Raw genomic sequence first — 22,900 nt, forward strand, 5'->3', positions numbered from 1 at the left:
GGAAAGCGAAAGCCCAACGCTGCAGGGGATGGAAGACCGAAGTTCCGCGATAGCTCAGTCGGTAGAGCAAATGACTGTTAATCATTGGGTCCCTGGTTCGAGTCCAGGTCGCGGAGCCAACTTCCAGACGGGGTATAGCGCAGTCCGGTAGCGCGCTTGCTTTGGGAGCAAGATGTCGGGAGTTCGAATCCCCCTACCCCGACCATTTTCCGGGTCGTTAGCTCAGTTGGTAGAGCAGTTGGCTTTTAACCAATTGGTCGTAGGTTCGAATCCTACACGACCCACCATAATTTTCGACGAAGCCCGCCATGTGCGGGCTTTGTCGTTTCTGCGTGGCGGTTCCAGGCTGCGCGCTTGCCTCCTCTTTCCCGCTTGGGGGAGAGGGCCTCGCCTGAGTTACCCTCTACCGCCCTTCGGGCACCCTCTCGCGCAAGCGGGAGAGGGCATCGGAAGGCCGCACAGCGGCCGCTGTTAATGCAGCTTCAGGCGTGGCTCGGTGCTGCGGCCGATGCGGTCGCTGAGCATCAGCAGCAGGGTGCGCAGCGGGCCGTACAGCGCCATCTGGTGCATGCGGTAGAGCGACACGTAGAACACCCGCGCCAGCCAGCCCTCGAGCATCACGCTGCCGGTCAGGTTGCCCATCAGGTTGCCCACCGCGGAGAAGCTCGACAGCGAGATCAGCGAGCCGTAATCGCGGTAGCGGTATTCCGGCAGCGGCTGGCCGGCGATCTTCAGGCGCAGCGACTTGGCCAGCAGGGAGGCCTGCTGGTGCGCGGCCTGGGCGCGCGGCGGCACGTTGCGCCCCTCGCTGCCCGGCTGCGGGCAGGCGGCGCAATCGCCGAAGGCGAACACGTCGTCGTCCAGCGTCGTCTGCAGGGTCGGGCGTACGACGAGCTGATTGATGCGGTTGCTTTCCAGGCCGTCGAGGTCCTTGAGAAAGCCCGGCGCGCGGATGCCGGCGGCCCAGACCTTGAGGCTGGCGGCGATGAACTGGCCGTCGGCGGTCTTCAGGCCTTCGGCAGTCACTTCGCTGACGGCGGCGCCGGTCAGCACGGTGACGCCGAGCTTCTCCAGGGTCTTGTGCACCGGCCCGGCGATGCGCTCGGGCAGCGCCGGCAACACCCGCGGGCCCGCCTCGATCAGGGTGATGCGCATGTTCTCCGGGCGGATGCTGTTCAGGCCGTAGGCCGCCAGTTGCTGGGCGGCGTGGTGCAGCTCGGCCGCCAGTTCGACGCCGGTGGCGCCGGCGCCGACGATGGCGATACTGATCTGCCCGCCGTCCTCGCCTTCGCTGGCATGGGCGCGCAGGTAGTGGCTGAGCATGTGCCGGTGGAAGCGCTCGGCCTGCTCGCGGGTATCGAGGAAGATGCAGTGTTCGGAGGCGCCGGCGGTGCCGAAGTCGTTGGTGGTGCTGCCGACCGCGATCACCAGGCTGTCATAGCCGATCTGCCGCTCGGGCATCAGCTCCTGGCCGTCGTCGTCCAGGGTGGGCGCCAGGGTGATGGTCTTGCCGGCGCGATCCAGGCTGCTCATGCGGCCGAGCTGGAACTCGAAGTGATTCCACTTGGCCTGGGCCACGTAGTTCAGTTCGTCTTCCGACGAGTTCAGCGAGCCGGCGGCCACTTCGTGCAGCAGGGGCTTCCAGATATGAGTGAGATTGGCGTCGACCAGGATGATCCGGGCTGCGCCGCTCTTGCCGAGATTTCTACCCAGACGGGTGGCCAACTCCAAACCGCCGGCGCCGCCGCCGACTATCACGATGCGATGGGACATGGATGATGCTCACAAGGCTTTGAAAAAGACGGTGTGAGTACGAGCGGGCGAGCGCGAGGCAGCTCATAGCACCAGTCGACTCAAAAGGCGGCTCAGCAGGCCGAGGCCGATGACCGCGCAGAGGATGACCGCCAGCAGGCGCCAGACCCGGAAGGGCTGGCGCTCGATCTGGTGGTGCGGCGCGCTCAGATACTGGTCGACCTTCTGCTGGTCGTCGGGGCTCAGGCGGCTGGTCATCGGAGAGGGGGCCTCTGCTTGAATGCGGCTATTCTAGGCGCGGCGCCCGGGCTTGGCGAGTTCTCGCTGTCACAGGCCGATGCCGATGTCGAACAGCAGGCTGCGGCCGAGGTTCTGGCGCAGGAAGTCCGGCGCGTCCGGGTGGGCGAACAGCACGCGAGCGAAACGTGGACCGACCACCGACAGCGAACGCCAGCCCTGGCGCAGGTATTCGGTGGGGGGCGGGAAATGGCTGTTGCAGTCGAGCACCGCGCGCTTGAGGCTGACGAAGGCAAGCAGGTCGAGCTCGCCCAGATCGATGCCGCGCTCGAGATAGTTGTGCGCCTTCTTGCGCAGGGTAGGCGCCAGGCGCGCCTGCAGCTCGCTGGCGGCGATGCGCCTGGGGCGGGCTTCGCGGCGTACCAGCTGGCTGAGGGAAAAGGCGCTGCGCCGCCGCTCCAACTCGGCGCGCCATTCGTCGTTGAGCCGGCGACCCTCGTCGAGGACGAAGAACACTTCGAAGTTGGCGTCGCGAAACAGCACGTCCGGCGGCTCCTGCTCGCTGGGGCTGAAATCCTCGTTGCGCTGGGTGACGTTCAGCGCCTGCAGCAGGCGCTGGCAGACCCAGCGTTCGCGCTCCCATTTCTTCGCGTTGGAAAGGAAGGCGTTGGCTTGTTCGGCTTGGTGGGTTAGCAGACGCAGATAGTCGGAGTCGTCCATGAACCTAGCTTAGCCCGGCCTCGGGGCGGCTCGCCAGCGCGAGTCGTCCGGCACGGGTCGCCGGTGTAGACTGCTCGGCAGCACGGGAGGGTGACATGCGCAGAGATGACGCAAGCAAGGTGACGGCATGATCGCGGCGGATCTGTTGGCGACCACGACCCTGGCGGCCGGCTGGCTGATCTATCTGCCGGCGCTGCTGTGGGCCGTCTGGCGTACGCCCTGGGTCGAGCTGTTCAGCGACCTGCGCCGTCAGCACCTGTTGTTCGGCACCATGCTCGGCCTGTTCCTGCTGTGGCTGGTGCGGCGCGATTTCGACTCGGGACTGTCCTATCACTTCATCGGCATGACCGCGGTGACCCTGCTGCTGGATTGGCCGCTGGCCGTGCTGGCTGGCATGGCGGCGCAGCTCGGTCTGCTCGCCATCGGTCGCCAGGACCTGGCCGCGCTTGGCGTCAACGGCGTGCTGCTGGTGCTGATCCCGGTACTGGTCACCGAAGCCTGCGCGCTGCGCGTGGAGCGCGCGCAGCCGCGCAACCTGTTCGTTTACATCTTCTTCTGCGGCTTCTTCCCGGCGGCGCTGGCCACCCTGCTGACCCTGCTCGGTGGTCTCGGCCTGCTGTGGCTCGACGGGCTGTTCCCGATGCCACCCTGGCTGGACGATTTCGCCGGCTACCTGTGGCTGGTGATGTTTCCCGAGGCCTTCATCAACGGCACCGTGGTCACCGCGCTGGTGGTGTTCTATCCGGACTGGCTGGAGACTTTCAATCGCAGCCGCTACCTGCAGGCGCCCTGGAAGGACGGCGGGCGCGACGAGTGAATCGTTCGTCATCGCCCGGCTGAATGGCCGCGCGCAGTTTGATCGGGGTCAATGTCCGGACGGGGTTTCGCGCCATGCTGGGAGCGAACTTAGTCGAGGAGTCGGGCATGAGCATTCACGGCTGGGCCAGAAGTGCGCTGGAGGCCGACCTGCAGGGCGCCGAAGCGTTGGGATACGACCGCCTGCTGGCATTGCGCGCGCTGCTGGCGGAGATCGTCGAGCAGAGCAGGGGGCTGCGCGACCCCGAGGAGCTGGCGCACGAGTTGCAGTTTCTCGCCGACAATCTCGACGACGAGCGCGATTATGCCTTTATGCGGCCCTGAATATCGCCTACGGATGGAGCCCTGTAGGAGCCCCGCCCCGGGGCGAAGCGTTGGGGTTCACCATTGCCGGATGAGCGCATTCGCCGCGGGGCGCGGCTCCTACACAGACCACGGCCGGTGGAGGCGCGCCCTCAAGGTTCAATGCGGGCGTGTCGGCAGGTCGCCGCTGAACAGCTCGTCTTCCAGGTTGTCGCCGGGTATCGCATGTTCCTCGGCGGCCCAGGCGCCCAGGTCGATCAGCTTGCAGCGCTCGCAGCAGAAGGGGCGGTAGAGGTTCTCCGCCTTCCACTCCACGGGCGCGCCGCAGGTGGGGCATTGGACTGTGGTGGTCATGGCTGGCCTCCGCGCAGGGTCAGGTAGAAGTTGTGCAGGCGTTCGACCTGCTCGTCCAGCGCGGCCAGGTCGCGGTCGTTGAGCAGTACGTCGTGCGCATGGCGCAGGCGTTCCTCGCGGCTGGCCTGGGCCTGAAGAATGGCGCGCACCTGCTCCTCGGTGCTCTGGTCGCGGGCGATGGTGCGCTGTACCTGCAGCTCTTCCGGCGTATCCACCACCAGCACGCGCTGGGTCAGGTGGTGCTGGCCGGACTCGATCAGCAAGGGCGACACCAGAATGGCATAGGGCGATGTGGCACGCGCCAGCACCTGCGTGATCTCCTGGCCGATCAGCGGGTGCAGCAGGTTCTCCAGCCAGCGGCGCTGCCCGGGGTCGGTGAAGATCAGCTGGCGCAGGGCGGCCCGGTCCAGCTGGCCATCGGCCTGCAGTACGCCCGGGCCGAAGTGCTCGACTATCCTGGCCAGCGCCGGTCTGCCGGGTTCGACCACCCAGCGTGCGGCGTGATCGGCATCCACCAGATGCACGCCGCGCTCGATAAAGCCTTGCGCCACCGCGCTCTTGCCGCTGCCGATGCCGCCGGTCAGGCCGAGAATCCAGGGTTTCATAACGCCGTTGCGGTCTCGTTGCTACTCAAGGCCGCGATTGTAGGGGGGATTCGGCGGTGATGCGAACTAATGCACGTATCGCCCCGGGAGCTTCTTCAACCGCGCCCCGCGGCGAACTGCCTATGGGGACGCAAAAGTTAAACGCTTCGCCCCGCGGTGGGGCTCCTGCAATGTGCTCTGGTGCGGATGTCTGCCTGGTTCAGAACCCGGCAAATTTCAGGTAGCTGCCGGTGATCGCCTCGCCCCACAGCAGGGCGATCCAGCCGGCGATGGCCAGGTAGGGGCCGAAGGGAATCGGCGTGCTGCTCTCGGCGTTGCGCAGGCGCAGCATGATCACCCCGAGCACCGCGCCGACCAGGGACGACAGCAGGATGGTCAGCGGCAGAACCTGCCAGCCGCCCCAGGCGCCGAGCATGGCCAGCAGCTTGAAGTCGCCGTAGCCCATGCCTTCCTTGCCGGTGATCAGCTTGAACAGCCAGTACACCGACCACAGGCTCAGGTAGCCGGCAATCGCACCCCATAGCGCGTCTTCCAGGCTGGTGAACAGGCCGAAGTAGTTGGCGATCAGCCCCAGCCACAGCAGCGGCAGCACCAGTGCGTCGGGTAGCAGCTGGTGGTCGGCATCGATCAGGCTCATGGCCAGCAACCCCCAGCTGAGCAGCAGCATGGCCCCGGTTTGCCAGGTGAAGCCGAAATGCCAGGCGACATAGGCGGAGAGCAGGCCGCAGGCCAGTTCCACCAGCGGGTAGCGCTTGCTGATTGGAGACTTGCAGTTGGAACATTTGCCGCGCAGCAGCAGGTAGCTGATCAGCGGGATGTTTTCCCAGGGGCGAATTTCATGGCCGCACTGCGGGCAACTGGAGTTGGGCAGGATCAGGTTGAAGGTCTGTGCCTGCGGTGGGGGCGGCAACTCCAGCACCTCGCGAGCCTGGGCTTGCCAGTCGCGCTGCATCATCTGCGGCAGGCGGTAGACCACCACGTTGAGGAAGCTGCCGATCAGCAGACCGAGCAGGCCGGCGCACAGAGAAAAGGCCAGCGCATGGCTGGCCAGGAAGTCGAACAGTGGCATCAGACAACGTTACCCAGCTGGAAGATCGGCAGGTACATGGCGATGATCAGGCCGCCCACCAGCACGCCCAGCACCGACATGATGATCGGCTCCATCAGGCTGGTGAGGCCGTCGACCATATTGTCGACCTCCTCCTCGTAGAAGCTGGCGACCTTGTCGAGCATCTCGTCCAGCGCGCCGGACTCTTCGCCGATGGCGGTCATCTGAATGGCCATGCTGGGAAAGGTGCCGGTGCTGCGCATGGAGAAGTTCAGCTGCATGCCGCTGGAGACGTCGGCCTTGATCTTGTTGGTGGCGTTCTTGAACACCACGTTGCCGGTGGCGCCGGAAACCGAATCCAGCGCATCGACCAGCGGCACGCCGGCGGCGAAGGTGGTCGACAGGGTACGGGCGAAGCGGGCCACGGCGGACTTGTATAGGATGTCGCCGACGATCGGCAGTTTCAGCACGCCGTGGTCTATCCAGTCGCGGAACTTCTGCGAGCGCTTGTGCGCCTCCTTGAAGGCGAAGGCAGCGGCGAACATCAGCAGCAGTACGATGAACCACCACTCCTGCAGTGTCTGGGAAAGGCCTATCACCATCAGGGTAAAGGCCGGCAGCTCGGCACCGAAGTTGGCGAACACCTGCTCGAATTGCGGCACCACCTTGATCAGCAGGATGGCCGAGACGATGATCGCCACCACGACCACCGCGATGGGGTAGTTCATCGCCTTCTTGATCTTGGCCTTGAGCGCCTCGGTCTTTTCCTTGTAGGTGGCGATGCGGTCCAGCAGGCTTTCCAGGGCGCCGGCCTGCTCGCCGGATTCCACCAGATTGCAGTACAGCTCGTCGAAGTACTGCGGCTTCTTGCGCAACGAGGCGGCGAAGCTGTTGCCCGCGGCCACCTCCTGCTTCACCTCGTCCACCAGCTTGCGCATGTTGGGGTTGTCGAAGCCCTCGCCGATGATGTCGAACGACTGCAGCAGCGGCACGCCGGCCTTCATCATGGTCGCCATCTGCCGGGTGAACAGGGCGATGTCCATCGGCTTGATCTTCTTGCCGGCACCGAGTAGCGGGGCCGACTTCTTGCGCACCTTGGTCGGGTTGATGCCCTGCTTGCGCAGCTGCGCCTTGACCAGCGCGGGGTTCTGGCCGCTGATCTCGCCCTTGACGGTGGCGCCCTTCTTGTCTTTGCCTTCCCAGCTGAAGGTGCTGGTCTTGAGCGCTTTTGCTGCCATGGTTAATCCTTGGTCACGCGGTTGACTTCCTCGAGGCTGGTCACGCCTTGCATGGCTTTCACCAGGGCCGAGGTGCGTAGATCATTAAAGCCGTCTTTGCGCATCTGCGCGGCAATCTCGATGGAGTTGCCGTCTTCCATGATAATGCGCTGCAGGCTGGGCGTGTTTTTAACCACTTCATAAATACCGACGCGGCCCTTGTAACCGCCCTTGCAGTTGTCGCAGCCAACCGGGGCGTAGAGTTTGAAGGTGCCGATCTTGTCTTCGGGGAAGCCTTCTTCCAGCAGGGTCTCGCGTGGCACCTGGATTTCCTTCTTGCAAGTGGTGCACAGCTTGCGCGCCAGGCGCTGGGCGATGATCAGGTTGACCGAGGTGGCGATATTGAACGAGGGCACGCCCATGTTGCGCAGGCGGGTAAGGGTTTCCGCGGCGCTGTTGGTGTGCAGGGTCGACATCACCATGTGCCCGGTCTGCGCCGCCTTGATGGCGATCTCGGCGGTTTCCAGGTCGCGGATCTCGCCGACCATGATGATGTCCGGGTCCTGGCGCAGGAAGGCGCGCAGCGCCTGGGAGAAGTCCATGCCCTGCTTGGGGTTGACGTTGACCTGGTTGATGCCCTCCAGGTTGATCTCCACCGGGTCTTCGGCGGTGGAGATGTTCACGTCCGGGGTGTTGAGGATATTCAGGCCGGTGTAGAGCGACACCGTCTTGCCCGAGCCGGTGGGGCCGGTGACCAGGATCATGCCCTGCGGCTGCTTCAGGGCATTCATATAGAGGTCTTTCTGCTCCGGCTCGTAGCCCAGGGCGTCGATGCCCATCTGCGCGCTGGTGGGGTCGAGGATCCGCATCACGATCTTCTCGCCCCACAGCGTGGGCAGGGTGTTGACGCGGAAGTCGATGGCCTTGGTCTTGGAGATCTTCATCTTGATCCGGCCATCCTGCGGTTTGCGCCGCTCGGAAATGTCCAGCGCCGCCATCACCTTGAGGCGGGCGGACAGGCGCGGGGCCAACTGGATCGGCGGGCGGGCCACCTCGTGCAGCATGCCATCGGTACGAAAACGCACCCGGTAGACCTTCTCGTAGGGCTCGAAGTGCAGGTCCGAGGAGCCGCCGCGGATGGCGTCGAGCAGCATCTTGTTGACGAAGCGCACCACCGGGGCGTCGTCGGCATCGCCGCCGGACGAATCGTCCTGCCTGTCGTCGTTGACCGATTCGACATCCAGTCCGTCCAGGTCGACGTCCGCCAGTTCCTCCAGGCCGGTAGCGCCCGTGTCGAAGAACTTGTCGATGGCCTCGCCGAGCTTGTCGTCCTCGACCAGGATCGCCTCGGTATTGAGGCCCGTGCTGAACTGCACGTCGGTGACAGCCTGGTGGTTGGTCGGGTCGGACAGGCCGACGAACAGCTTGTTGCCACGGCGCCATAGCGGCAGTACGCGGTGCTGGCGGATCAGCTTCTCGCTGACCAGCTCGCGGGGCTGGCTGTCCCGGTCGATGGTATTAAGGTCGAGAAAGGCGACGCCGAACTGCTCGGCGGCCAGCTCGGCGAGGTCGCGGCCGCGTACCAGCTTGTTCTGCACCACATAGGTAACCAATGGCACCTTGTTGCGTTGTGCCTGGGTCTGAGCCTGCTGGGCCTGTTTTTCGTCCAGCAGTTCGGCGACCACCATTTGCCTGGCCAGTCCGGAAAGAATGACTGTGGGTTCGTTCATGCCCGCCTCGCGTTTCTGATCGGTGTCTTATATCAGGAGTTACAAATACTGGCCATGCGAGGGGCCGGAGGTGACGCATTCGGTCACTTTTTGCGGTTGGCAGTCTGGTGGCGGCGGGGTACGCAGTGGAAACTGCCAGGAAACGATTGGGTGTGCAGGTTGGCACGGTTGATGCTGTACCCGAGGCAGGTCGCAGACCTTTAATCAACTAGGAGAACACTATGAAAGCTCAGAAAGGCTTTACCCTGATCGAACTGATGATCGTGGTCGCCATCATTGGTATTTTGGCTGCTATCGCTATTCCGCAGTATCAAGATTATGTGACCCGCTCCAAGTGGGCTGAGAACAACTCCGTGATCGCGCCGACCAAGCTGGCGATTGCCGAGTGTCTACAGAATAACAATAGCGATCTCACCTTGTGTGACACTCTGGCCGAACTGACTACTGCCACTGGTTACGCTGCTCTGCCGGCTGCCAGCAACAACCTGTCCAGCGTTACCCTCACCGCTACCACCGCGGCAATCGTGGTTACCGGTACTGCGTCTGTGGGCAGCTGCGTGGTGACCTGGACCCCGAGTGTAGCCGACCGCAACAAGGTTACTTGGGCCGGCGCTACCAGCGGCACCGACTGCGGCAAAGCCAAGACCGGTATTTGATGATGGGGGAAATCGGGGGCTGCCCCCGATTTCCACTGATCCTCCGCGCCCTGCTTCTTGCGGGGCGTTGTCGTTAAGGGAGAGGGGATGGTAGGCCCCGATTAGTTCCTTTGTTTCCCCGCTGTTTTCTCTCATTTTCCGAACCGGGATGCTTGACTACTAGTGCATTGGCTGTAAGCAGGATGATTCCATTGAGCATGGCTTGGGCAGCCAGGATGCGTTCGAGCGGATTTTTTTGGTTGCGATGCCGACCACGTGTTCGCTGGCAATTGGTAGTTCACTGTAGCCGTTATCCAACAGGCCGTGGCGTACCTGGTTTTTGCCTCGGGATGAAGCTTCGGGATTCTCGTGGCGGCCCCAACCTCCTTCACCGTGGTGCGCGCGGCTTTTACAGGGCAGCGTTTCTAGTGGAGCCTGGCTGCTCGGCTGCTCGGCTGCTCGGCTGCTCGGCTGCAGGGCGCAGGGTGAATGACGCTTTATCATCCACCATCCTGGCGATCGTGGTGGATCTCTGAGGCGTGATCCACCCTTCTGAGCCGATCGCGTTTGCGGCCTCATCGACCGAGTTGTCATCGCTCGGTCGCTGATAGCTGTGCGGCCTTAAAGCATCAACCGCATCGACAGATCCACCGCCTTCACATCCTTGGTCAGCGTGCCCAGCGAGATATAGTCCACACCCGTCTCGGCGATACCGCGTAGGGTGCTGTCGTTGATCCCGCCGGAGGCTTCGAGCTTGGCGCGGCCGGCGGTCAGGCGCACGGCTTCGCGCATGTCTTCCAGCGGCAGTTCGTCGAGCATGACGATATCGGCGCCGGCCTGCAGAGCCTGGTGCAGTTCCTCCAGGCTTTCCACTTCCACCTCCACCGGCTTGCCCGGGGCGATGCGGTGGGCGGCGGCCACGGCCTGGGCGATGCCGCCGCAGGCGGCGATATGGTTTTCCTTAATAAGGAAGGCGTCATACAGGCCGATGCGGTGGTTGTGGCAGCCGCCGCAGGTCACCGCGTACTTCTGCGCCAGGCGCAGGCCGGGCAGGGTCTTGCGGGTGTCCAGCAGCTTCACCGCGGTGCCTTCGACCAGGTCGGCGTAATGGCGGCAGCGGGTGGCGACGGCCGACAGCGTCTGCAGGAAGTTCAGCGCGCTGCGCTCGCCGCTGAGCAGGGCGCGGGCCGGGCCTTCGAGGCGGAACAGGGTCTGGTCGGCGCTGACCCGGTCGCCGTCCTGCACCTGCCAGTGCACCGCCACGCGCGGGTCGAGCTGGCGGAATACCGCATCGACCCAGGCCGTGCCGCAGATCACCGCCGCCTCGCGGGTGATGACGCGGGCGCTGGCCAGGCGTGCGGCGGGAATCAGCTGGGCGGTGATGTCGCCGCTGCCGATGTCCTCGGCCAGGGCGCGGCGGACATTGGCCTCGATTTCGGCGGTGAGGTCGGCGAGGGTCAGGTTGGGCATGGTCGGCTCCGGTCTGGGATGCGGCGATTATAGGGGCAGCCGACCATTGGTGCAGCGTGCTGGTCTTGCGGCAGTTACGCTGTCTGTATCCGTCTGGCGGCTCGCATCTACCGTTGGGCGGATCGGCGGCGCATCTGTGATGCGCTTCATGGATGCGTGAAAAATGGGCTTGGTATGCGGTACGGGCTCTCTATAATGCCTGTGCTTTCCGCATTATTGACGCCATGCATTTGACGTTACGGATGACGCTCGGTTGCAGCTGTGCAGACCAGAAGCCCCAGCCCCGGGCAGTCTGCAGGAGATTGAAATGAAGACCGACGCGAATGTGGTGCCCCTGACCAAGGCCGCCACAGAGCAATCGCCAACATCGCCGGTAGGAAGATTGCCCGTGGCGCTGATCCAGGTGCGTGACAAGGCCGCGCGACAGCTCCAGCGAACGCTGCAGAGCCTGTTCGACAACGCCGACGACAGTCTCTTCGAGATGGCCGACCGGGCTACCAGCAATGCCGAGCAGAATACCTTCTTCGAGGCCATGCGCGACCTGCGCCTGAAGCGCAAGAACATCGAACGCGGTTTCCTGCAGAAGGTCTTCGAGGCGTTCTCCAACCTCAATCAGTATGAAATCGGCAAGTCGCAGCCGCAGCTGGGGGCGGTCTCCTTCGACAGCCTGACCCTTGTGCAGGACGACGAGCTGGAGGAGAGCGTCGCGCTGGATGCCATGGTGGCCAAGGTGATGAGCCGCGACGGCATCGCCCTGGAGCACCTGACCACCCGTCTCAACACCTTGATCAGCAAGAAACTCGACGACAAGGGCAACCCGCTCGGCCCGGTACTGCTCAGCAGCTGCTTCCTCGATGCCTGCAGCAGCCTCGGGGTGGAGATCAAGGTCAAGCTGATCATCCTCAAGCTCTTCGAAAAATACGTGCTCGGCGGTTGCGAGCAGCTCTATGCCGAGGCCAATCAGGTGCTGGCGGCCGCCGGTGTGCTGCCGGAACTGAAATCGGTGGCGCCAAGCCGGCAACCGCGCCCGGGTTCGCCCGCACGCTCTACTGCGGCCGCTGGCGAGGAAGGCTTTCCGCTGCTGGCGGGGGGCGACGAAGGCATGCAGGAGGTGTTCGGCGCCCTGCAGGAACTGCTCTCCCAGGTGCGCGGCACGGCGATGCCGCGGCGCGCCCAGGTGGCCGATGCGCTGCCGATCTCCAGCAACGACCTGATGCGCCTGCTGTCGTACATGCAGCAGCGCGCGCCTGCGCAGATCGACCTGGCCGATTTCGACCTGCGCGAGCAGCTCGAGCAACTGCTCGCCCGGGCCAGCGCCAAGAGCGGCAAGGCGCGGGTGGTCGGCGAGGTCGACGAGGACGTGATCAATCTGGTGTCCATGCTGTTCGAGTTCATTCTCGACGATCGCACCCTGCCGGACTCGCTCAAGGCGCTGATCGGCCGCCTGCAGATTCCCATGCTCAAGGTCGCGGTGCTGGACAAGACCTTCTTCAGCCGGGGCAGCCACCCGGCGCGGCGCCTGCTCAACGAGATCGCCTCCGCCGCTCTGGGCTGGGGCGAGCAGGGCGACGCGCAGCGTGACAGCCTGTACCAGAAGATCGAGCAGGTGGTGCAGCGTCTGCTCAACGATTTCGTTGACGATCCGACCATCTTCTCCGAGCTGCTCGCCGAGTTCATGGCCTTTACCGGTGACGAGCGTCGCCGCAGCGAACTGCTCGAGCAGCGCACCCGCGATGCCGAGGAGGGCAGGGCCAAGGCCGAGCTGGCCCGTCGCGAGGTGGAGCATGCGTTGAACGAACGGCTGCTGGGCAAGACCCTGCCCGAGGTGGTGGTGCGTTTGCTGCAGGAAGCCTGGAGCAAGGTGCTGATGCTGACCTGCCTCAAGCACGGCGTGGACTCTGCGGAATGGCAGGCCGCTCTGCAGACCATGGATGACCTGGTCTGGAGCGTGGCCCCGCACGAGGAGCCCGAGGCGCGCCTGCGCCTGCTGGAGTTGGTGCCCGGCCTGCTCAAGGCGCTGCGCGAGGGCATGACCAGCGCTGCCTTCGACCCCTTCTCCACCAGCGAATTCTTCAGCCAGCTGGAGTCGCTGCATGTGCAGGCCTTCCAGCGCTTCAAGCGCGTCGTGGCGGAGGCCGAACCGGCTCCGGCCGCGGACGCGCAGGCGCCGCAAGCCGAGGGCGAGATGCCCCTGCTGGAGTTGCCGCCGGCCGAGGAAGCCGAGGACGCACCGGCGATGGTCGAGGTGGTCGAGGAGATCGTTCTGCTGGCGCCCGGCCAGAGCCGCCCGCAGGAACCGGAAGCGGTATTGCCGGACGACGACGAGGCGTTGTTGCAGGTGGACAACCTGCGCGTGGGCAGCTGGGTCGAAATCCAGGAAGACGAGGAACACAAGCTGCGCTGCAAGCTGGCGGCCATCATCAAGCCCACCGGCAAGTTCGTGTTCGTCAACCGCACCGGCATGAAGGTGCTGGAGAAGACCCGCACCGGCCTGGCCGTGGAGTTCCGCCGCAACGCCATCCGCCTGCTCGACGATGCGCTGCTGTTCGACCGTGCCCTGGAATCGGTGATCGGCAATCTGCGCAAGCTGAAGAACACCTGAGACGTTCTGCCGGGCCAGTTGCTTGGCCCAGCTTGGCGCTCAGCGCAGCGAAGCCCGGCGGGGAGGCAACGCCCCGCTCGACGATCCGCATGTCGCCCGCGTCGATGTTGCGCTTCGTCGCAGGCCTCTCGGGTCAACCTGCGACTGTTCTTTGCCAGCCAGGGAAGTTCTGAAAGAAGCCATTTCTCGTCACTCCCGCGAAGGCGGGAGCCCAGGGACTACGCAGGTTGTGGATTATTCCCCTTCGGGCCAGCGCAAGCGCTGTTCAGCGATAAGGCTGCTGCCCCGCTTGCGCCCGATTATTTCCGGGTTTCCCTAGGGGTGTGTCCAGCCCATGGACCTGGTGTCCGCTTCGTGGTACGCGCGGCGCACCCTACCCAACTGCTCGAACCTGTGGGAGCCCCGGGGCGAAGTCTTTGGCTTTTGCGGTATCGCGATCCGCCGCGGGGCGCGGCTCCTACCTGACACGGGGTACGCCGCGATGGTCCCCGGCGCCGCACATCCTGTTGCTGTCTCGCCCTTGGCCGCTGCGGCCGGCTGCTCTAGAGTGGGGGCTCGTTCAGGAGCGCCCCATGCAGCTTGACCCCTCCACCGGCTGGTTCCAAGGCATCTGCCATTGCCCTTCGCCGAACTGCAACGCGCGGCCGCAGGGCGAGATTTCCCTGCTGGTGGTGCACAACATCAGCCTGCCGCCCGGGCAGTTCGGTACCGGCAAGGTGCAGGCGTTCTTCCAGAACCGCCTGCCGGTGGGCGAGCACCCCTTCTACGCCGAGATCGCCTCATTGCAGGTGTCGGCGCATTTCTTCATCGAGCGCGACGGCGCCGTCACGCAGTTCGTCTCCTGTCTGGAGCGCGCCTGGCATGCCGGGCAGTCCCGCTTCGACGGGCGCGACAACTGCAACGACTTCTCCCTCGGCGTCGAGCTGGAGGGCACCGACGATGAGCCCTACAGCGATGCCCAGTACGCCAGCCTGGCCGAGCTTAGCCGGCAGTTGCTGGCCGCCTATCCGGCGTTGACGCCGCAACGCATTCGCGGCCACAGCGATATCGCCCCGGGCCGCAAGACCGATCCGGGCCGGGCGTTCGACTGGCAGCGCCTGTATGCCGCCCTCACCGATCGAAAGGAGTGATGACGATGAGTTTTCTGGTGATTCTGCTGGTGCTGTGGGTCGAGAAGTTCTCCGCCTGGCGCCTGCGCATCCAGCAGGACGGTCCCTGGCTGGAACAGTTGCGGCGTCTGCAGCGCGGCAGTCTGCAGGGCGCGCCCTGGTTGTGCCTGGCGCTGCTGGTGCTGTTGCCGGTGCTGGCCCTCGGCTTGCTGCTGCTGGCGCTCGAGCCGCTGGCGTACGGCTGGCTGGCTCTGCCGGTGCATCTGCTGGTGCTGATCTACAGCCTCGGGCGCGGCGACCTGCAGGCCGCGCTCGGGCCCTTCCGCGATGCCTGGCGGCGCGCAGACGCCCAGGCCGCCTACCACGTGGTCGAGCGCGACCTGGCGCTGCAGCCGGAGGAAGGTGGCGAACTGTTGAAACAGGTGCAGGGGCATCTGCTCTGGCAGGCCTACCAGAGTTTCTTCGCGGTGATCTTCTGGTACCTGCTGCTCGGGCCTATGGCCGCGCTGGCCTACCGCCTGCTGGCGCTCGGTGCCGAGCACGGCGAGCAGCCGGCCCTGCGCGAGCGTGCGGCGCAGCTGCGGCATGCCTTCGATTGGTTGCCGGCTCGGGTATTGGCCGCCAGCTTCGCCCTGGTCGGCAACTTCGTCGCGGTCAGCCGCGCGCTGCTGCACGAACTGCTCAGCTGGGACATCTCCGCCGCACAGCTGGTGATCAGGGCCGGGCGCGCTGCCGGCGAGATGCCGGAGCCGATCCTGGGCGAGGCGGGCGTCGACACCCTGGACCAGCTCTGGCAGTTGCTGATCCGCGCCGCGGTGGTCTGGTATGCCGCCTATGCGCTGTGGGTGCTGCTGGTATAGCGCTGGTCCGCGCGCAAAGGCGGAGCGAACCTGAGAGTTGTGCTCAATCCGGCGGACGGCTCGCTTCGCGTCTGCCCTAACCATGGTCCGGGTCCGCTTCCGGCTGCACGCGCTTAACCTTAAGTTACAGAGATCGGCGTCGATAACGGGTATATAGAAGGCCGCCGCCGCTCCCGTTTCGTGAGGCCCTTCACATCGCTCGGCCCATCCACGCGCCACGAGACGGCTGCACTGGGCGCGACCCTGGACCGCGATAGGCGCGGCCGTCCGCGCAGCACTCATAACAATAATGGCAACTGGAGACGTCTAGTGAAGACCGTGTTGTATCCGGCCATCGCGCTGATGAATCGCCTCAGCTTCGGCATGAAATTCAGTCTGATCAGCGTTCTGTTCTTCCTGCCGATGCTGGTCACCAACTTCTATCTGGTGCGTGACTCCTATCGCCAGTTCGTCGGTACCCAAACCGCGCTGGAGAGCCTCGAGCTGCTCGGCGAGAGCCTGCAACTGCGTCGGGATCTGGAGAGCCTGAACGACCTGGCGCAGATCAACGCGATGATCGGCCAGTCCGGCCAGGCCGGCGATCTGGAGGAGCGCATCGATCAGTTGCAACAGGCGCTCAGCGCCAGCCTGCAAGGCCTCGAACCGGTGGCACGCGATGCCGAGCAGGCCGCCGAGTTCGTCGCCAAGCGCGACGAGATGCTCGCCGCGTTGCAGAGCGCCGAGGCCGAGACCTCGTTGCAGAGCAAGACGGTGATCATCGAGAAGCTGCTCGGCTCCTCCCAGGTGTTCATCAAGCTGGTGGCCAGCCAGGCCGGCCTCAGCCAGGATCCGCAGCGCCAGGTGCGGCAGATCAGCGAGCTGATCACCGGCGTCACGCCGCAGGTGACCGCGGTGCTGGCTCAGGGGCGCGCCGTCGGCGCCTATTCCCTGGCTCAGGGCTTCCTCAACTCCGCGGCCAGCACCCAGTTCGACGACCTGCTGCTGCAGCTGGAGAAGCTGCACGCCGAGTACGGCCTCAACCTGCAGGAAGCGCTGGCCGGCAACGTCGCCGCGCAAAACGGCCTGGGCAGCCTGGCCGAGGCCAGCCGGCAGACGCTCAAGGACAGCGCCGTGCTGTTCGAGGATCAGGTGATCGTCGCCGACAGCCTGGACACCCCCTGGGCGCAGTTCTACGAGCAGGTCAGCCAGCAGATGGCCAGCACCCATGCCTTCAACGACGCGCTGCTGGCCTTTCTCGACAGCCAGCTGAGCGAGCGGCTGAACGACAACCGCGCGCAGATGGTGCTGCTGGTGGTCGCCCTGGTGGTGGTGTTCCTGCTGATCCTCTATCTCTACGCCGGCTTCTACGTCTCCACCCGCACCACTCTGAAGACCCTCGGCCAGGTGATGGACAAGGTCGCCGGCGGCGACATGACCGTGAGCTTCCAGGCGCAGAGCCGCGACGAGCTGGGCGAGCTGGGTCAGGTGTTCAACCAGACCGTGGTGCGTATCCACGACCTGATCGAGCGGGTCGGCCACACCGTCGGCGAGGTCGAAGGCCAGGCCGACCGGGTCGAGCTGGTGTCCGGCGAGAGCAACCAGGCGGTGGCCGGCCAGCGTGCGCAGATCGAACAGGTGGCCACGGCGATGAATCAGATGTCGGCCACCGCCCAGGAGGTGGCACGCAGCGCCGCCGCCGCGGTGGGCAGCGCGCAGAGCGTCAACCAGGAAACGGTCAGCGGTCGCGCCCTGGTCGAGACCCAGGTCGGCGCCATCCAGCGCCTGGCCGGCGAGATCGACCAGTCGGTGGCGGTGATCAACCAGCTGGCCGCCGACAGCGCCTCGATCAGCCAGGTGCTCGACGTGATCAAGGGCATCGCCGAGCAGACCAACCTGCTGGCGCTCAACGCCGCGATCGAGGCGGCACGGGCCGGCGAGCAGGGCCGCGGCTTCGCCGTGGTGGCCGACGAGGTGCGCAATCTGGCCAAGCGCACCCAGCAGTCCACCGAGGAAATCGAGTCGATGATCGCCAAACTGCAGGGCGGCGTCGGCGCGGCGGTCAAGGCGATGAACGCCAGCCACCAGATGGCCGACGGCACCGTCAGCGAGTCGGCCAAGGTGCAGCAGGCGCTGGAGAATATCCTCGGCGCGGTAGGCCTGATCGTCGATCAGAACCAGCAAATCGCCGCGGCTGCCGAGCAACAGACCGCCGTGGCTCACGATATCGACCAGAACATCGTCGAGATCAACCACGCCGGCGAGCGCACCGCCGCCGGCGCCAGCCAGACCGAGGAGGCCAGCCGCGAGCTGTCCGAACTGGTTTCGCGGCTCAAGCAGTTGATCGGGGCGTTTCGTGTATAGGCGGCGCGACTAATGCCGCTCAGTTAAGGATCTGTTTGCCGAACCTGTAGGAGCGGCGCCCCGCCGCGAACCTAGGCGCGCTGACGCGAAAAGCTTCGCCCCGGGGGCGGGGCTCCTACGAAAGTCTGCTGATCGGCATTACGCCGCGGCTCCGTTAAGGGAGTCGCGGCGTTTTCTTGCGGCTGCGAGGATCGGCGCTGCCGTGCTTAACCGGCATGGGCACGGCGTTCGAGCAGACGTTCGGCGCCACCTTCGGCCAGCTGGATGCGCCGGCTGCCCGGGGTGCGCTCTGCGCCGTCTTCGGCCAGTTTGAGGCGTTGCTGGCCCGGGGTGCGCTCGGAACCGTTCACGCTCAGCGTCGGGTTCGGGCGTGGCTGTTGTGCCTGGCTGTCCCTGGCTTCGCCCACTAGGGGGAAGGGGGCGGTGCTGGGCACGGCGAAGGCACTGCCGGCCAACAGGCTCAGGCTAAGGGTCAGGATCAGTTTGCTGGACATCTTCGGCTCCTCCGTTGCGGGGGCTCAGGGCTACGGGAGGCAATGTTAGGGACTTGGCCGAAGATAAGAAGTCGACCGTTCTGATAGTCTCCATCGATACCGTCGATGCGCCGTCGGATGGCTCTGGGGCGGGGCTTCCAGCCAGGCTGTCAGGCAACGGTCGGACGCCGTGGCGGGGCTTTGCCGGCGTCCGCCCGGTTGCGCGTCGGCCTGGCTGACGGGTATTCGCATCGTCTGCCGGCTGCGCGTATGCTGGGCCCCCTCGCAGCGGGCCGACCGGCCTTTTTTCCCGGAGACAGTTCCATCCATGCTCGCGGTACAGGCGATTCTGCCGATCTTTGCCCTGATCGTTCTCGGCTATCTGTTGGGGTGGCGCCAGTGGCTCAGCGCCGAGTCGGCGACCGGACTGGCCAATATCACCTTCAAGCTGTTCATGCCGACGCTGCTGTTCGCCGGCATCGCCAAGGCGCAGCTGGCCGATGGCCTGTCGCCGATGTTGCTGCTGGCCTACTACCTGCCGGTGCTGCTGGTGTTCGCCGCGGTCAACGCGCTGGCCCACTGGCGCCGCGGCACGGCCTCGCCGCTGGGGCTGGTGGCGGCCTTCTCCAACAACGTGCTGGTGGGTATCCCGCTGATCGCCAGCCTGATGGGGGCGGACGGTCTGCTCTATGTATTCGCCATCCTGGTGTTCCACAGCCTCACGCTGTTTTCCCTGCACAGTTTCTACGCCGCTTTCGGCAGTCGGGAGCGGGTCGACGGCCGCGCCCTGCTGAACAACCTGGCCAACCCGATGATCATCGGCCTGGCGCTCGGTGCCTTGCTCAACCTGTCCGGGCTGGTGGTGCCGGAAAGCCTGTGGCGGGCGATCACCTGGCTGGGCCAGGCCGCCTTGCCCTGTGCCCTGATCGTGCTCGGCGCCAGCCTGTCGCGCTATCGCCTGCGTCCGACCGGCGAGGCCTGGGGCGTGGCGCTGGCCAAGCTGGCGCTGTTCCCGGCGCTGGTCTGCTGGCTCAGCGGCCAGCTGCCCGGCCTGAACGAGACGGCGCGCACGGTCCTCGTGCTGCTCGCCGCCTGCCCCAGCGGGGTCAACGTGATGGCCTTCGCCCGCAGCGCCGAGGACAGCCGCAGCGTCAGCGCGGCGATCTCCCTGTCCACCCTGCTGGCGGCCGGCTCGCTGCCGCTGTGGATGCTGGTGATGGGTTTCTGAATGGCCCTGCAGGGGCGAGCCGCTGCATCCATGGGGATGCGACTGCATGGGCCGATCCCCCGCGAGGCGCTTCGCCGCCACCACCGGCAGCGGTAGCCGGTGGCGGTGTGCCACTCATGGCCGGATGCCCCGGGATGAGGAGCCGGCGCGCACCGCCTCGGTGCTCGCGGCCTTCCCGGCGCGCCGGGACGCCAGCTCGGCGCTTTCCAATCCATTGATTTTGTTCGCAGAAGGGCGCAGCCAGGGTGGCTGGCGCGTTTCCTGCTGTGGCCCGGCGGGGCGGTTGGCTTTGGCGAATCTTCGTCTAGGCTGACGAGATAACGAACAGAAAAAGCAGGAAACTGCATGCGCAAGGGCATTCGAGCGTTCGTCCACGCGGTGGACGCATTCAACCGGGGAGTCGGGCGTTTCGCCATGTACCTGATCTTCGCCATGCTGGCGGTGCTGCTGTACTCCTCGATCAGCAAGACCTTCTTCACCCCCTCGATCTGGACCCTGGAAAGCGCCCAGTTCCTCATGGTCGCCTATTTCCTGCTCGGCGGCGCCTACTCGATGCAACTCGACGCCCACGTGCGCATGGACCTGGCCTACAGCCACTGGTCGCCGCGCACCCGCGCCATCGTCGATGCGATCACCGTGTTCATGCTGATCTTCTACCTGGTGCTGCTGCTGATCGGCGGCATCTCCTCCACCGAGTACGCCCTCGAATACAAGGAGACCAGCTACTCGGCCTGGTCGCCCTACATGGCGCCGATCAAGATCGTCATGTGCCTCGGCATCGCCCTGATGCTGTTGCAGGCCGTCGCTACCTTCTTCAAGGATTTCTACGCCGCCCGCGGGGAGACGCTGTGATGAGCTACGAGCTGATCGCGCTGCTGATGTTCTCCTCGATGATGCTGCTGCTGCTCACCGGCAAGCGCGTGTTCGGCGCCATCGGTTTCGTCGCGGCAGCGGCCGCATTGCTGCTGTGGGGCGATGGCGGCTCGGAGATGGCCTTCAGCGCGGCGATGAAGCTGATGAAGTGGTACCCGCTGCTGACCCTGCCGATGTTCGTGTTCATGGGTTACATGCTCTCCGAGTCGGGTATCGCCGAAGACCTCTATCGCATGTTCCACGTGTGGATGGGGCCGCTGCCCGGCGGCCTGGCCATCGGCACCATCTTCCTGATGGTGGCGATCTCGGCGATGAACGGCCTGAGCGTGGCCGGCATGGCGATCGGCGCCAGCATCGCCCTGCCCGAACTGCTGCGCCGCGGCTACGACAAGATCATGATCACCGGGGTGATCCAGGCCGGCAGCTCGCTGGGCATCCTCATTCCGCCCAGCGTGGTGCTGGTGCTCTACGGCATGATCGCGCGCCAGCCGGTGGGCCAGCTGTGGCTGGCCGGGGCGATTCCCGGGCTGATGATGGCCGGAATGTTCATGCTCTATATCGCCATCCGTTGCCGCCTGCAGCCGCAGATGGGGCCGCCGCTGGCCAAGGCCGAGCGCGAGCAGATTTCCTGGAGCGAGAAGCTGCGCCTGCTCAGCGCCGGGCTGGTGCCGTTGTTCATCTTCTTTGCCATGACCGGGCTGTTCCTGCTGGGCTACACCAGCCTGGTGGAGAGCTCGGCGGTGGGGGCCGCGGCCGCCACCCTGGCCGCCCTGTTCAAGGGCCGGCTGAGCGGCAAGGTGATGGAGGAAACGCTGCGCAAGACCCTGGCCATCAGCTGCATGTTCATGTGGATCATCCTCGCCGCGCTGTGCTTCGGCGCGGTGTTCGACGGTCTCGGCGCGGTGCGGGCGATCGAGCAGTTCTTCGTCGACAGCCTGCACCTGGGGCCCTGGCAGATCCTGATCATCATGCAGCTGTCGTTCATCCTGATGGGCATGTTCCTCGACGACACCGCCATGCTGGTGATCGTCGCGCCGCTCTACGTGCCGCTGGTAGGCGAGCTGGGCTTCGACCTGATCTGGTACGGCGTGCTCTACACCATCACCTGCCAGATCGCCTACATGACCCCGCCGTTCGGCTACAACCTGTTCCTCATGCGCGCCATGGCCCCGCCCGAGGTGAGCCTGCGCGACATCTACGTCTCGGTCACCCCCTTCGTACTGATCATGGCCCTGGCCCTGGCCCTGGTGATGGTCTTTCCACAGCTGGCGCTGTGGTTGCCGCAGCTGCACTACGGCGGCTGATTTGCGGAAATCGGCGCGCCCCGCGCGCCAGCAGTCGAGCCGGCACCTGCCGGCCGCTGGTAAGAGCCGCCGGCTGCGGCGGCAATAAGCGGTTGTATTGCATCTGCATCGACACTATTGGAGAGAACAGCATGAGTACGAGACGCGATTTCCTGAAAACCGCCGCGGTCGGCACCGCTGCCCTCGGCTCGGCGCACATCTACGCCGAGGAGCCGAAGAAGATCACCTGGCGCCTGCAGACCTACGCCGGTCCGGCGCTGGCCGAGCACGTGATCAAGCCGTCCATCGACGCCTTCAACAAGGCCGCCAACGGCCAGATGGAGATCCAGCTGTACTTCGCCGACCAGCTGGTGCCCACCGGCGAACTGTTCCGCGCCATGCAGCGCGGTACCATCGACGCGGTGCAGAGCGACGATGACTCCATCGCCGCGCCGGTGGACGTCTCGGTGTTCGGCGGCTACTTCCCCTTCGCCACCCGCTACAGCCTCGACGTGCCGGTGCTGTTCGAGAAATACGGGCTCAACGAGATCTGGGCCGAGGCCTATGGCGAGGTCAAGGGCGTCACCTGGCTCGGCGCCGGGGCCTGGGACCCTTGCCACTTCGCCACGGTGCAGCCGATCACCAAGCTCGACGACCTCAAGGGCAAGCGCATCTTCACCTTCCCAACCGCCGGCAAGTTTCTCGCCCGCTTCGGCGTGATCCCGGTGACGCTGCCCTGGGAGGACGTCGAAGTGGCGGTGCAGACCGGCGAACTGGACGGCATCGCCTGGTCCGGCATCACCGAGGACTACACCGTCGGCTGGGCCAACGTCACCAAGTACTTCCTAACCAACAACATCTCCGGCGCCTGGATCGGCTCCTACTTCGCCAATTCGGACAAGTGGGCCGAGGTGCCCGAGCACCTCAAGACCCTGTTCAAGCTGTGCATGGACAGCTCCAACTACTACCGCCAGCACTGGTACTGGGGCGGCGAGGCGCAGTTGCGCGTCGAGGGCGGCAAGCTGCAGCTGACCTCCATCCCGGCCGAGGAATGGGCCACGGTGGAAGCCGAGGCGCTGAAGTTCTGGGACGAGATCGCCAAGACCAGCCCGCGCTGCGCCAAGGTGGTGGACATCTTCAAGAAATACAACGCGCTGATGGCCAAGGCGGGGGCGCCTTATCGCGGTTGAAGCCGCGAGTAGATGAGGCCAAACGCCCGTGCCCAGAGGTACGGGCGTGGTTTTT

General features: G+C 65.3%; 21 protein-coding genes, 3 tRNA genes and 1 pseudogene. 15 read left to right on the plus strand and 10 right to left on the minus strand.

Annotation, left to right across the window (positions count from 1 at the left end):
* Window positions 1-43: 43 nt before the first annotated feature.
* The 3 genes from ACUTAF_RS00820 to ACUTAF_RS00830 all read left to right on the plus strand — a co-directional run bounded on the left by ACUTAF_RS00820 (window position 44) and on the right by ACUTAF_RS00830 (window position 287).
* Window positions 44-119 (plus strand) — tRNA-Asn (locus ACUTAF_RS00820).
* A gap of 9 nt (window positions 120-128) precedes the next feature.
* A tRNA-Pro gene (locus tag ACUTAF_RS00825) sits at window positions 129-205 on the plus strand.
* A 6-nt stretch (window positions 206-211) separates the two neighbouring features.
* Window positions 212-287 (plus strand) — tRNA-Lys (locus ACUTAF_RS00830).
* Window positions 288-471: 184 nt separating this feature from the next.
* Here the strand turns inward: ACUTAF_RS00830 and ACUTAF_RS00835 are convergent.
* The 3 genes from ACUTAF_RS00835 to ACUTAF_RS00845 all read right to left on the minus strand — a co-directional run bounded on the left by ACUTAF_RS00835 (window position 472) and on the right by ACUTAF_RS00845 (window position 2,709).
* Window positions 472-1,773, minus strand: a complete 1,302-nt coding sequence (locus tag ACUTAF_RS00835) for an NAD(P)/FAD-dependent oxidoreductase (RefSeq protein WP_445578188.1) — start codon at window positions 1,771-1,773, stop codon at window positions 472-474.
* 63 nt (window positions 1,774-1,836) lie between these two features.
* Window positions 1,837-2,010: a DUF3094 family protein gene (locus tag ACUTAF_RS00840; protein WP_445578189.1), complete on the minus strand. Its 174-nt coding sequence runs from the start codon at window positions 2,008-2,010 to the stop codon at window positions 1,837-1,839.
* 69 nt (window positions 2,011-2,079) lie between these two features.
* Window positions 2,080-2,709, minus strand: a complete 630-nt coding sequence (locus ACUTAF_RS00845) for a DUF1780 domain-containing protein (RefSeq protein WP_445578190.1) — start codon at window positions 2,707-2,709, stop codon at window positions 2,080-2,082.
* Between the two features lie 127 nt (window positions 2,710-2,836).
* Here ACUTAF_RS00845 and ACUTAF_RS00850 point away from each other — a divergent pair, with 127 nt between their 5' ends.
* Together ACUTAF_RS00850 and ACUTAF_RS00855 are read left to right on the plus strand one after the other, a co-directional pair.
* Window positions 2,837-3,526 (plus strand): energy-coupling factor ABC transporter permease, encoded by a 690-nt coding sequence (locus tag ACUTAF_RS00850; RefSeq protein ID WP_445578191.1) that lies wholly within the window; start codon window positions 2,837-2,839, stop codon window positions 3,524-3,526.
* Between the two features lie 107 nt (window positions 3,527-3,633).
* Window positions 3,634-3,849: a hypothetical protein gene (locus ACUTAF_RS00855; protein ID WP_445578192.1), complete on the plus strand. Its 216-nt coding sequence runs from the start codon at window positions 3,634-3,636 to the stop codon at window positions 3,847-3,849.
* A 138-nt stretch (window positions 3,850-3,987) separates the two neighbouring features.
* On the opposite strand, the gene yacG is transcribed toward ACUTAF_RS00855, so the two are convergent.
* The 5 genes from yacG to pilB all read right to left on the minus strand — a co-directional run bounded on the left by yacG (window position 3,988) and on the right by pilB (window position 8,782).
* Entirely contained in the window at window positions 3,988-4,182 is a 195-nt protein-coding gene (gene yacG / locus ACUTAF_RS00860; protein WP_445578193.1) for a DNA gyrase inhibitor YacG, read from the minus strand.
* Window positions 4,179-4,787 carry a dephospho-CoA kinase gene (gene coaE / locus ACUTAF_RS00865; protein WP_445578194.1) on the minus strand — a complete coding sequence of 203 codons (609 nt, stop codon included), beginning with the start codon at window positions 4,785-4,787 and terminating at the stop codon, window positions 4,179-4,181. Before coaE ends, yacG begins: the two co-directional genes overlap by 4 nt.
* 199 nt (window positions 4,788-4,986) lie before the next feature.
* The gene (locus tag ACUTAF_RS00870; protein WP_445578195.1) at window positions 4,987-5,856 is read right to left on the minus strand and encodes a prepilin peptidase; all 870 of its coding nucleotides are present in this window, start codon (window positions 5,854-5,856) and stop codon (window positions 4,987-4,989) included.
* Complete coding sequence (locus ACUTAF_RS00875; RefSeq protein ID WP_445578196.1) at window positions 5,856-7,073, minus strand: type II secretion system F family protein; 1,218 nt, start codon at window positions 7,071-7,073, stop codon at window positions 5,856-5,858. Before ACUTAF_RS00875 ends, ACUTAF_RS00870 begins: the two co-directional genes overlap by 1 nt.
* Before the next feature lie 2 nt (window positions 7,074-7,075).
* Window positions 7,076-8,782, minus strand: a complete 1,707-nt coding sequence (gene pilB, locus ACUTAF_RS00880) for a type IV-A pilus assembly ATPase PilB (RefSeq protein ID WP_445578197.1) — start codon at window positions 8,780-8,782, stop codon at window positions 7,076-7,078.
* A 221-nt stretch (window positions 8,783-9,003) separates the two neighbouring features.
* On the opposite strand from pilB, the gene ACUTAF_RS00885 reads away from it, so the two are divergent.
* A complete protein-coding gene (locus ACUTAF_RS00885) occupies window positions 9,004-9,438 on the plus strand; it encodes a pilin (protein ID WP_445578198.1) in 435 nt (144 codons plus the stop codon).
* A gap of 600 nt (window positions 9,439-10,038) precedes the next feature.
* Here the strand turns inward: ACUTAF_RS00885 and nadC are convergent.
* A complete protein-coding gene (gene nadC / locus ACUTAF_RS00890) occupies window positions 10,039-10,887 on the minus strand; it encodes a carboxylating nicotinate-nucleotide diphosphorylase (protein WP_445578199.1) in 849 nt (282 codons plus the stop codon).
* Between the two features lie 307 nt (window positions 10,888-11,194).
* On the opposite strand from nadC, the gene ACUTAF_RS00895 reads away from it, so the two are divergent.
* The 5 genes and pseudogenes from ACUTAF_RS00895 (at window position 11,195) to ACUTAF_RS00915 (ending at window position 17,798) form a co-directional block, all read left to right on the plus strand.
* Window positions 11,195-13,489 (plus strand): DUF1631 domain-containing protein, encoded by a 2,295-nt coding sequence (locus ACUTAF_RS00895; RefSeq protein WP_445578200.1) that lies wholly within the window; start codon window positions 11,195-11,197, stop codon window positions 13,487-13,489.
* 572 nt (window positions 13,490-14,061) lie between these two features.
* On the plus strand, window positions 14,062-14,619 hold the full coding sequence (ampD, locus tag ACUTAF_RS00900) for a 1,6-anhydro-N-acetylmuramyl-L-alanine amidase AmpD (protein WP_445578201.1): 558 nt from the start codon (window positions 14,062-14,064) through the stop codon (window positions 14,617-14,619).
* Between the two features lie 5 nt (window positions 14,620-14,624).
* The gene (ampE, locus tag ACUTAF_RS00905) at window positions 14,625-15,458 is read left to right on the plus strand and encodes a regulatory signaling modulator protein AmpE (RefSeq protein ID WP_445578202.1); all 834 of its coding nucleotides are present in this window, start codon (window positions 14,625-14,627) and stop codon (window positions 15,456-15,458) included.
* 1,278 nt (window positions 15,459-16,736) lie between these two features.
* Window positions 16,737-16,943, plus strand: a pseudogene (locus ACUTAF_RS00910) (HAMP domain-containing protein); the annotation flags it as partial.
* 150 nt (window positions 16,944-17,093) lie between these two features.
* Window positions 17,094-17,798 (plus strand): methyl-accepting chemotaxis protein, encoded by a 705-nt coding sequence (locus tag ACUTAF_RS00915; RefSeq protein ID WP_445582375.1) that lies wholly within the window; start codon window positions 17,094-17,096, stop codon window positions 17,796-17,798.
* A 206-nt stretch (window positions 17,799-18,004) separates the two neighbouring features.
* Here the strand turns inward: ACUTAF_RS00915 and ACUTAF_RS00920 are convergent, their stop codons facing one another.
* Window positions 18,005-18,292, minus strand: coding sequence for a hypothetical protein (locus ACUTAF_RS00920; protein WP_445578203.1), 288 nt, complete (start codon window positions 18,290-18,292; stop codon window positions 18,005-18,007).
* A gap of 307 nt (window positions 18,293-18,599) precedes the next feature.
* Between ACUTAF_RS00920 and ACUTAF_RS00925 the strand changes: the two genes are divergently transcribed.
* The 4 genes from ACUTAF_RS00925 (at window position 18,600) to ACUTAF_RS00940 (ending at window position 22,845) form a co-directional block, all read left to right on the plus strand.
* Window positions 18,600-19,499, plus strand: coding sequence for an AEC family transporter (locus ACUTAF_RS00925; RefSeq protein WP_445578204.1), 900 nt, complete (start codon window positions 18,600-18,602; stop codon window positions 19,497-19,499).
* A 345-nt stretch (window positions 19,500-19,844) separates the two neighbouring features.
* Window positions 19,845-20,351 carry a TRAP transporter small permease subunit gene (locus ACUTAF_RS00930; RefSeq protein ID WP_445578205.1) on the plus strand — a complete coding sequence of 169 codons (507 nt, stop codon included), beginning with the start codon at window positions 19,845-19,847 and terminating at the stop codon, window positions 20,349-20,351.
* Window positions 20,351-21,676 (plus strand): TRAP transporter large permease, encoded by a 1,326-nt coding sequence (locus ACUTAF_RS00935; protein WP_445578206.1) that lies wholly within the window; start codon window positions 20,351-20,353, stop codon window positions 21,674-21,676. Before ACUTAF_RS00930 ends, ACUTAF_RS00935 begins: the two co-directional genes overlap by 1 nt.
* A gap of 131 nt (window positions 21,677-21,807) precedes the next feature.
* Window positions 21,808-22,845 carry a TRAP transporter substrate-binding protein gene (locus tag ACUTAF_RS00940; protein WP_445578207.1) on the plus strand — a complete coding sequence of 346 codons (1,038 nt, stop codon included), beginning with the start codon at window positions 21,808-21,810 and terminating at the stop codon, window positions 22,843-22,845.
* Window positions 22,846-22,900: the final 55 nt, after the last annotated feature.

This window comes from Pseudomonas sp. SP16.1 (assembly GCF_052682975.1).

Coding starts and splice junctions, on each gene's coding strand:
- ACUTAF_RS00885 (WP_445578198.1), top strand. CDS start 9,004: ATGAAAGCTCAGAAAGGCTTTACCCTGATCGAACTGATGATCGTGGTC.
- ACUTAF_RS00840 (WP_445578189.1), bottom strand. CDS start 2,010: ATGACCAGCCGCCTGAGCCCCGACGACCAGCAGAAGGTCGACCAGTAT.
- ampE (WP_445578202.1), top strand. CDS start 14,625: ATGAGTTTTCTGGTGATTCTGCTGGTGCTGTGGGTCGAGAAGTTCTCC.
- ACUTAF_RS00875 (WP_445578196.1), bottom strand. CDS start 7,073: ATGGCAGCAAAAGCGCTCAAGACCAGCACCTTCAGCTGGGAAGGCAAA.
- nadC (WP_445578199.1), bottom strand. CDS start 10,887: ATGCCCAACCTGACCCTCGCCGACCTCACCGCCGAAATCGAGGCCAAT.
- pilB (WP_445578197.1), bottom strand. CDS start 8,782: ATGAACGAACCCACAGTCATTCTTTCCGGACTGGCCAGGCAAATGGTG.
- ACUTAF_RS00925 (WP_445578204.1), top strand. CDS start 18,600: ATGCTCGCGGTACAGGCGATTCTGCCGATCTTTGCCCTGATCGTTCTC.
- ACUTAF_RS00855 (WP_445578192.1), top strand. CDS start 3,634: ATGAGCATTCACGGCTGGGCCAGAAGTGCGCTGGAGGCCGACCTGCAG.
- ACUTAF_RS00940 (WP_445578207.1), top strand. CDS start 21,808: ATGAGTACGAGACGCGATTTCCTGAAAACCGCCGCGGTCGGCACCGCT.
- ACUTAF_RS00935 (WP_445578206.1), top strand. CDS start 20,351: ATGAGCTACGAGCTGATCGCGCTGCTGATGTTCTCCTCGATGATGCTG.
- ACUTAF_RS00895 (WP_445578200.1), top strand. CDS start 11,195: ATGAAGACCGACGCGAATGTGGTGCCCCTGACCAAGGCCGCCACAGAG.
- ACUTAF_RS00930 (WP_445578205.1), top strand. CDS start 19,845: ATGCGCAAGGGCATTCGAGCGTTCGTCCACGCGGTGGACGCATTCAAC.
- ACUTAF_RS00915 (WP_445582375.1), top strand. CDS start 17,094: ATGTCGGCCACCGCCCAGGAGGTGGCACGCAGCGCCGCCGCCGCGGTG.
- ACUTAF_RS00835 (WP_445578188.1), bottom strand. CDS start 1,773: ATGTCCCATCGCATCGTGATAGTCGGCGGCGGCGCCGGCGGTTTGGAG.
- ACUTAF_RS00870 (WP_445578195.1), bottom strand. CDS start 5,856: ATGCCACTGTTCGACTTCCTGGCCAGCCATGCGCTGGCCTTTTCTCTG.
- yacG (WP_445578193.1), bottom strand. CDS start 4,182: ATGACCACCACAGTCCAATGCCCCACCTGCGGCGCGCCCGTGGAGTGG.
- coaE (WP_445578194.1), bottom strand. CDS start 4,787: ATGAAACCCTGGATTCTCGGCCTGACCGGCGGCATCGGCAGCGGCAAG.
- ACUTAF_RS00850 (WP_445578191.1), top strand. CDS start 2,837: ATGATCGCGGCGGATCTGTTGGCGACCACGACCCTGGCGGCCGGCTGG.
- ampD (WP_445578201.1), top strand. CDS start 14,062: ATGCAGCTTGACCCCTCCACCGGCTGGTTCCAAGGCATCTGCCATTGC.
- ACUTAF_RS00920 (WP_445578203.1), bottom strand. CDS start 18,292: ATGTCCAGCAAACTGATCCTGACCCTTAGCCTGAGCCTGTTGGCCGGC.
- ACUTAF_RS00845 (WP_445578190.1), bottom strand. CDS start 2,709: ATGGACGACTCCGACTATCTGCGTCTGCTAACCCACCAAGCCGAACAA.